Consider the following 7,372-nt stretch of genomic DNA (forward strand, 5'->3'; position numbering starts at 1 on the left):
TCGTCTGCGCTGATATGGGGTCCGTGTCCGCAAATTGCTGTGACGACAGTCACATGGAGCGCACAGGAAGTTCTGGCGCGCGGGGCGGGAAGAGCCGCGGGGAAGCAGTCCGCCTTCCTGAGCTGGGCCTATCGTTCGACGGGTAGGGCCGACCGCTCATAATGGTCTGGTTGCAGGCCCAAGTCTTGCCCGGGCCCGCCGCGTCGGTGCTAGCTTACGCATTGCGATCGGCGCTTCGACCCCTTCGTCAAAAACGACGGTTTCCCAAACACTTCAACCTGTTAGGTTTGTGTGTCTGGAAATCAAAATGCCGGGCGATCCCGGCCCGTCCGCACGGGTTGGGCGTTGTGGAGCGTCTGCTCGCCTGCCAGCGGAGGGTTCAGCGCCCCAGTTGCGTGGGACTAATGTCCCACCTGATCAAGCAGGGGATTGCGCATTGTTCCATCTGTAAGCGGGAGGATTGTCCATGCTCCCACCTGCCGAGTCACTCACTAACGGCTTCCCAAACGGGACTGTCTGCAAGCCGAGGGCACGACGTTCCGGCGGCTCGCCAACGAGGCCCAGTTCGAGGTGGCCAAGCAGCTCCTTGCCGACCCTAGCATGAGCCTCGCACAGATCTCGGCCGCTCTGGGGGCTTCTCCGAGCCGGCCGCCTTCACGCACGCCTTCCGGCGCTGGTCGGGCATGACGCCGAGTGCGTGGCGACGGGCAAGCCGGTTCGAGCGAATGCCGGTTCCATAAGCCCGTTTCGCGGCCGAGCCCCCAGAAGGTTCGTGTAAGGGGAATTATGGAGCCGCTTGGGCCACCGCCTGCTTCGTCGCCGGCTATGGTTGAGGAGACGTCGGGTTCAGCCAGATTTGAACTGCTCGGCAAAGCCGACCTCCCGCAGAATATAGATGCCGAGATTTCAGACTACATGCACGATTACCAGTGCCGCAGCGACCACACCGGAAAGCATTAAGAAAATTAGCTCGGAAATCATCATCGGCGAGAAATAATTACAATCTCGCAACTCTGCGCGCTCATATGACGGCTTTTCGGGGTGCCTTTGAAAAAAGGCGACACGGGCAACGCCGTAAGAACGAACGCTGAAGCTGTCCGATTTTTTAATCGCGCGCCTCGATTTTTGACGACCCGTGCGGTCCGCGCCCCTACAGGCGAACGCTTTAATCGCGACCCCCAACCCCTTCGGCTGGCGAAGAACGGAGTTCATCAATCCGCTCGGCCGGCCGGCTCCCAGTGCGAATGCAACGGCTCCAGGAGCGGCTCCGCGGACCGTTCCATGGTGGGGCTGCCCTCCGCGAGCGTTCCGATCAACCGCAGGAGTTCCTGGTGCTCCGGCCCGCCACCGCCGGCGACCAGAAAGGAGCCAATCTCAAGCTCGGTCCGGAGGCCGCCGGAGCCTGGGTTCGGTTCGTGCAGGACAAAGGGGCGTCCCTTCGCCTCGTCGCGCACCAAGAACCACCGGTCACCATTCGAGCTCGCGTAGAGTTCTCGCTGCCAGATCATCGCCAAGCGCTCCTGGTTCAGCACCAGCTGCAAACTCAATCGTGCCGAGCACCGCAGGTTGCTGTGCGGCCCCGCTCCTGGCCTGTCACGGAAGGGTGTACCCTGCACCATCGCGTCGCGGATTGGGCGTTACGAAACCGAAAATGCCCAGCTAACCTGCGCGGGAGGGCGATGGGCTGGCTAGCCAGCATACTGAGTAGCTCTCAGGTGGGCGCACACTGACGGGCGCGCCCTACAGAGGCACTAACGCTTATTTCGGTCGTGTGGCCGTCCCTTCTGTCGGTTGTCCCTTGCGAGCAGGGGCGTTTCCCGTTGCCGCAGCCTTGGCGGTCCATTCCGGGTCGGAGCGCGGGCCACCCGCGGCGTTGGTCGCTCCTTGAAGCTGGCCCGGCGCGATATCGGTGACGCGCTTCCAAACCTGCGAAGCGCAGAACACCAGCATGCAGCCCTTCACGGTCAGCGTTGCGGGCTCATCGCTCCACACGCTCACGTCATAGAACTTTCCATTGTCGGCGTTGTAGACCTTGCCCTCGTAGTGCCCTTCGCCGTTCGGCTTCAGCCCGAGCAGCATCTGATGGCCGAGTTGCAGCCGACCCTGCTTGCTCGGGTCTGGGTTGTATCGGTCGGTCTTCGGTGTTCCGTTCTCATCCAGCGGCTTGCTGCCCCACACAACGTAGCCGCACAGGCGGGTGCTGTCCGAACCGAACCGCTCGGTCCGGACACGGGCGCGACCATCCTCGGTCAGCCAAGTGCCGAACGGCTCTGCCGCGCGCGCCGCGTTCGGGTGTGTGCAACTGAACACGGCGACGACAGTGATAAGAGCGACCGTAGCCGCACGAGCAATGAAGCGGGTCATCGCGTGTCTTTTCACAGGATGAGGCAGGAGAGATTGGCCCTCAGAAGGTCTCAAGCAGCGGGATGGCGCAGGCAGCGGGGTCGCTCGGGTGTGGCAAGGCATGTGTGGACGCCCCCTCGGGTGCAAGCGGAATCTCTGAACGGGCGCTGCGCGTGATCAGGTGCTGCCATGTGTTCGGCCTCTGATGCGGCGGATCACAGGCCGCGGGCCCGTATGGGACTAGGATGTGCTGGCGTTGCTCGCGCCATTCTTCCAGAGTTTGGAGCTCTCAAGCCCAGCCCACGCCAGATTGGCTCTGCCGATCAAGCGAGAGCCGAAGTGGCGGACGTGAGAATGTGCGGAGGCCACGAGAATATCACGCCCCAACCATTGCGGCAGCTCTGCGGATCCGTATTATTGCGTACACCATCTTACTGGAAGTAAACTAACATAGAGTGTTGATCCTGTGTGGCATCTCAGTAGAGTTCCGGCTCAGTGAAGTCAGGAGCTGCGAGATGCGTGCGCTAAGCTTGTGCGCCGCAGCCTTCGTGCTGGCTGCTGGTGCGTTCTGGGCAACGATCCTCACCGATCCACCGATCTCTCACGCTGCGGTCGCACCGCCCGTGAGCCACGCCGACAGAGCCGCAACCGATCATTGCGGCGCCTTCGGCATCTGCCCGTAGCCAGCCTCTGCCGTCCCGAAGGGGCCTGTCATGGCCACATCGCCAGGTCAGCTGCACGCACTTGCCGAAGTGGACCACTGCCTTGAGGAGGGCGCCGCTCTTCTCGCCCAGGCCGAGGAGCGCATGCGCGCAATCAGCCACGCTGGTGCGACTGAGGGGCACCGGCTGATGAGCGCGCACATCATCCTCAAGGCGATGCGGCGTACCCTGCAGCTGATGCAGGATCATCGCGCCGCTCTGGCCCGGCAGATCGCGGCCCCGCCTGTTGCCCCGGCTCGATCACGGCCAAGCCGCTGGTGGCCTCTCTTGGTTCGCCACCGTGCCTACCAGTCGAAAACCCTGTGAGGCGTGTCTTCTGAACTGCTGAGGAGTTCGACCCGATGGCCCTTCTCGTCGTTGCCGTGCTGTTCCTCCTGGTGGCCCTGGCGCTTGGTGAGCCGAGCCTTGCCGACCGCCTCACGAGCTTGGACGACAGGTTGGACCCCTTCCGCGACATCATCGAGCATTAGCCGGCCTCATCGCTCGGCACCGTGGCTTGAGGGCCGTTCCCGCGCGAGGTCTGCCCTGCACGTGAGTGCGTGCAATTCGCCCAGCCATCGTGCCTGCCTTCGCGGATTGGGCGTTATGGAGCCTTAGTCGTTCCTTCTTTGAGTAAGCTCTACGGGAACTCCAGCGCTTCAGACTGAGTTGTGCGCGGGTTGTGTCAGCCAGTGTGACACCCCGAGCTCTCGTGCATCTGAATGGCCATGCCGACACGCATCGCGAAGAACGTCTCGATCACCCCTGAACTTCTGCAGTTCATCCAGGCCCGGATCGCCACCGGTCGCTATCAGAACAGCAGCGAGGTCATGCGCGCTGCTCTACGAGCGCTGGAACGTGAGGAGATGGAGGATCAGGAGAGGCGCAGCCGGCTGACAACCACTCAGGTGCAGTCATGAGCCTGCATGAGCAGACTGATACGGGCGATCCCCCGCGCATCTCGACCGGGAGCGCAGCCCTCGACGACATTTTGGGCGGTGGCCTCGATGGCAACCGCATGTACCTCTACGAGGGACGGCCGGGCACCGGGAAAACCACGATCGCCCTGCAGTTCCTGCTGGAGGGCGCCCGCCAAGGTGAGCGGGTCCTCTACATCACGCTCTCGGAGACCCAGCAGGAGCTGGAGCTCGTCGCAAGACGCCACGGTTGGTTGCTCGATCAGATCGACGTATTCGAGCTCGTCTCGCCGGAGACGACACTCGACCCAGACCGCGAACTCACCGTGCTGCATCCGGCCGAGCTGGAGCTGAGCGAGACCACCAAGCTCGTGTTCGAACGCGTCAGCGAGATCAATCCGACCCGCATCGTGTTCGACAGCCTGTCAGAGCTCCGGCTCTTGGCGCAAAGCTCGCTGCGCTATCGCCGGCAGGTGCTCGCGCTGAAGCACTTCTTCACCAGCCGTCGGAGCACCGTCATCCTGCTCGACGATCTCTCCTCGCAGGAGAACGATCTGCAGCTGCACTCGATCTCGCATGGGGTCGTGCTGTTGGAGCAGCTCGCCATCGACTACGGCGCCGAGCGTCGGCGGCTGCGCGTGGTCAAGATGCGCGGTATCCGGTTCCGGGGCGGCTACCACGATTTCACGATCGAGAAGGGTGGCCTCGAGATCTACCCACGCCTCATTGCCGCTGAGCATCACGCGCCTTTCGTCGGCGAGTTCGTCTCGAGTGGCAATGCCGAGCTCGACCAGCTTGTCGGCGGTGGGCTCGAGCGCGGCACAAATGCGCTGCTTATCGGAGCCGCCGGGGTGGGCAAGTCCACTGTTGCTCTGACGTATGCCATCGCGGCAGCCGAGCGTGGCGAGCACGTCGCGTTCTTCGCCTTCGATGAGGGACGCGGGACGGTTGAGGCCAGGGCACGCACCCTTGGGCTACCTCTGCAGTCTGCGCTCGATGCCGGCTTGATCTGCTTTCAGCAGATCAACCCCGCGGAGCAGTCGCCGGGTGAGTTCGCGGCGACCGTCCGGCGCAGCGTTGAAGATGGCGGTGTGCGGGTCGTCGTCATCGACAGCCTGAATGGTTACCTCAACGCCATGCCGGATGAGCGCTTCCTCGTCCTGCAGATGCATGAGCTGCTGAGCTACCTCGCCCAGCAGGGTGTTCTGACCATCCTGGTGCTGGCCCAACACGGCATGGTTGGGCCGATGGAGACGCCTCTCGACATCAGCTACCTGAGCGACGCGGTGCTCATGCTGCGCTACTTCGAGGTGGAAGGGACGGTTCGGCGCGCGCTCTCAGTCGTGAAAAAGCGCAGTGGCCACCACGAGCACACGATCCGCGAATTCAGCCTCAGCTCACAGGGCATCACCGTCGGACCGCCGCTGAAGAACTTCGGCGGGATCTTCTCGGGCGCGCCGCGCTACTCGGGCGACGGTGCTCTTCTCATGGCGGTCGGTGAGCATGCTCAAAGCTGAACGGGATAGTCGGTGCGTTCTCGTCTTTGCCCCGATCGGACGAGATGCGGCGGCGTCGGCGGAGCTGTGCCGTCGTGTCGGCTTGTCGGTCGAGATCTGTTTGACCCTGGCGCAGGTGCTGGAAGGCATCGAGATAGGCGCGGCAGCCGTGCTGATCGCCGAGGAGGGCCTGTTCGGCCAGGACCTGTCGCCACTTTTCTCCAGTGTCGAGCGCCAGCCGCCCTGGTCTGACCTGCCGTTCGTAATCCTGACGAGCCGCCAGGAACAGCCGAGGGTTGCGGCTTGGCGTCAGCGTCTGGTCACGTCCCTGCGCAACGTCTCGCTGCTCGAGAGGCCGGTCCAGGCGATCACCCTCACCAGCACCGTACAAGCGGCGGTTCGCGCCCGTCTGCGCCAGTATGAGGTGCGTGCACTGCTCGAAGCGCGCGATCGCGCGGCACAGCAGCTAGAGGCTCTCGTTGTCGCTCGCACCAGCGAACTTGAAGAGGCCAACAGCCAGCTCCGAAAGCAGATGTCCGAACGAGCCCGCGTCGAGGAAAGCCTACGCCAAGCGCAGAAGATCGAGGCGATTGGGCAGCTAACCGGCGGCGTCGCGCATGATTTCAACAACCTGCTGATGGTGATCTCGGGCGGGCTCGACATGCTCGACCGACAGACCAATCCTGACCGTCGCAAGCGCCTCATGGACGGCATGCGTCAGGCGTCCCAACGGGGTGCTGGCCTCACGCGCCAACTACTTGCCTTCTCGCGCCGTCAGTCCCTAGCCCCGGAAGCGGTTGATCTCGAACGTCAGATCGGGAGCATGCGCGAACTGCTGGACCGTAGCCTGCGCGGCGACGTGCATGTCCGGCTAGAATTCACACCGGACCTTTGGCCGATCGAGGTCGATCCCGGCGAGCTCGAACTCGTCGTCCTGAACCTTGCCGTCAACGCCCGCGACGCCATGCCGGCGGGCGGCACCATTGTGGTGCGCGCTGAAAACGTGCCCGCATCGCCAAGCGCTGTCGGCGACTTCGTACGCCTCTCGGTTATCGACACGGGGACAGGGATGCCACCTGAGGTGAAAGCCCGCGTGTTCGAGCCGTTCTTCACGACGAAGGACATCGGGAAGGGATCCGGTCTTGGACTGGCGCAGGTGCATGGATTTGCGACCCAGTCGGGTGGGACCGTGGAGATCGAGAGCGAAGCCGGAAGAGGCACCAGCGTCATACTCCTTCTGCCGCGCTCCCAGCGGACACCCGCGGCTGATCAGCACCACCTGATCGACCTACACCTGACCCGGCCAACGACAGGATCGGTGGGATGCGTGCTCCTCGTCGAGGACGACGACGAGGTCGCCGCACTGGTCGCCGAGATGCTGGGTCAGCTCGGATATGAGGTCGTCCGCGTGGCGAGCGCGCGCGCGGCATTGGGTGCGTTGGCCAACGGTCGTGTGGTCGATGTTGTCGTATCCGACATCATGATGCCCGGTGGCATGAACGGGGTCGATCTGGCTCGTGAACTGCGCCGACGGCGGGCCGAGCTACCGGTGTTGCTGACCAGTGGCTATGCGGAGGCGGCAAAGCGCGATGCCGATGCTGAAGGCATCCGCATTCTCCCGAAGCCGTACCTGTTGACCGAGCTTGCGGCCGCCCTTCAAACGGCCCGAGGCCAGAACCTTACCGGCGAGCCTTCAACACGAGCTCACTGACACCCGAATTCGCGGACAGCATCACGGCGGGCGCGATCTCAGGGCGCCAGCGTTCCAATAGGGCTTGCCCTAGTGGACCGTTCCAAACGGCGCAAAATGCTATGGCAGGAAAACGACCGTTTTCCTGTCACCCGCGAGGAGCGCCTCGCGAGCCCTCCCAAACGGCCCCGTTTTTGTCAGGAAACCGTGACTGGAAAACTACTG

The 7,372-nt window shown here is 63.5% G+C and carries 8 protein-coding genes and 1 pseudogene; 6 read left to right on the plus strand and 3 right to left on the minus strand.

Going from position 1 to position 7,372, the window contains the following annotated elements; genetic code table 11:
* Positions 1–516: 516 nt before the first annotated feature.
* Positions 517–740: pseudogene (locus WDW90_RS33260) on the plus strand (helix-turn-helix transcriptional regulator); the annotation flags it as partial.
* Positions 741–906: 166 nt separating this feature from the next.
* On the opposite strand, the gene WDW90_RS33265 reads toward WDW90_RS33260, so the two are convergent.
* The 3 genes from WDW90_RS33265 to WDW90_RS33275 form a co-directional block, all read right to left on the minus strand.
* Positions 907–1,212 (minus strand): hypothetical protein, encoded by a 306-nt coding sequence (locus tag WDW90_RS33265; RefSeq protein WP_336491934.1) that lies wholly within the window; start codon positions 1,210–1,212, stop codon positions 907–909.
* The gene (locus WDW90_RS33270; protein ID WP_336491936.1) at positions 1,212–1,508 is read right to left on the minus strand and encodes a hypothetical protein; all 297 of its coding nucleotides are present in this window, start codon (positions 1,506–1,508) and stop codon (positions 1,212–1,214) included. Before WDW90_RS33270 ends, WDW90_RS33265 begins: the two co-directional genes overlap by 1 nt.
* A gap of 250 nt (positions 1,509–1,758) precedes the next feature.
* Positions 1,759–2,364, minus strand: a complete 606-nt coding sequence (locus WDW90_RS33275; RefSeq protein ID WP_336491937.1) for a DUF2147 domain-containing protein — start codon at positions 2,362–2,364, stop codon at positions 1,759–1,761.
* A gap of 692 nt (positions 2,365–3,056) precedes the next feature.
* On the opposite strand from WDW90_RS33275, the gene WDW90_RS33280 reads away from it, so the two are divergent.
* From WDW90_RS33280 to WDW90_RS33300, 5 genes are all read left to right on the plus strand, one after another.
* Positions 3,057–3,371 (plus strand): hypothetical protein, encoded by a 315-nt coding sequence (locus tag WDW90_RS33280; RefSeq protein WP_336491938.1) that lies wholly within the window; start codon positions 3,057–3,059, stop codon positions 3,369–3,371.
* Positions 3,372–3,406: 35 nt separating this feature from the next.
* Positions 3,407–3,535, plus strand: coding sequence for a hypothetical protein (locus tag WDW90_RS33285; protein WP_336491939.1), 129 nt, complete (start codon positions 3,407–3,409; stop codon positions 3,533–3,535).
* A gap of 237 nt (positions 3,536–3,772) precedes the next feature.
* Positions 3,773–3,964: a type II toxin-antitoxin system ParD family antitoxin gene (locus WDW90_RS33290; RefSeq protein WP_336491940.1), complete on the plus strand. Its 192-nt coding sequence runs from the start codon at positions 3,773–3,775 to the stop codon at positions 3,962–3,964.
* Positions 3,961–5,478 (plus strand): ATPase domain-containing protein, encoded by a 1,518-nt coding sequence (locus WDW90_RS33295; protein ID WP_336491941.1) that lies wholly within the window; start codon positions 3,961–3,963, stop codon positions 5,476–5,478. The genes WDW90_RS33290 and WDW90_RS33295 overlap by 4 nt, the downstream gene beginning before the upstream one ends.
* Positions 5,465–7,168 (plus strand): ATP-binding protein, encoded by a 1,704-nt coding sequence (locus WDW90_RS33300; RefSeq protein ID WP_336491942.1) that lies wholly within the window; start codon positions 5,465–5,467, stop codon positions 7,166–7,168. Before WDW90_RS33295 ends, WDW90_RS33300 begins: the two co-directional genes overlap by 14 nt.
* Positions 7,169–7,372: the final 204 nt, after the last annotated feature.

The organism is Methylobacterium nigriterrae, from assembly GCF_037106235.1.
In the GTDB taxonomy this organism is placed as follows: domain Bacteria; phylum Pseudomonadota; class Alphaproteobacteria; order Rhizobiales; family Beijerinckiaceae; genus Methylobacterium; species Methylobacterium nigriterrae.

Coding starts and splice junctions, on each gene's coding strand:
- WDW90_RS33285 (WP_336491939.1), top strand. CDS start 3,407: ATGGCCCTTCTCGTCGTTGCCGTGCTGTTCCTCCTGGTGGCCCTGGCG.
- WDW90_RS33295 (WP_336491941.1), top strand. CDS start 3,961: ATGAGCCTGCATGAGCAGACTGATACGGGCGATCCCCCGCGCATCTCG.
- WDW90_RS33275 (WP_336491937.1), bottom strand. CDS start 2,364: ATGACCCGCTTCATTGCTCGTGCGGCTACGGTCGCTCTTATCACTGTC.
- WDW90_RS33280 (WP_336491938.1), top strand. CDS start 3,057: ATGGCCACATCGCCAGGTCAGCTGCACGCACTTGCCGAAGTGGACCAC.
- WDW90_RS33270 (WP_336491936.1), bottom strand. CDS start 1,508: ATGATCTGGCAGCGAGAACTCTACGCGAGCTCGAATGGTGACCGGTGG.
- WDW90_RS33290 (WP_336491940.1), top strand. CDS start 3,773: ATGCCGACACGCATCGCGAAGAACGTCTCGATCACCCCTGAACTTCTG.
- WDW90_RS33300 (WP_336491942.1), top strand. CDS start 5,465: ATGCTCAAAGCTGAACGGGATAGTCGGTGCGTTCTCGTCTTTGCCCCG.
- WDW90_RS33265 (WP_336491934.1), bottom strand. CDS start 1,212: ATGAACTCCGTTCTTCGCCAGCCGAAGGGGTTGGGGGTCGCGATTAAA.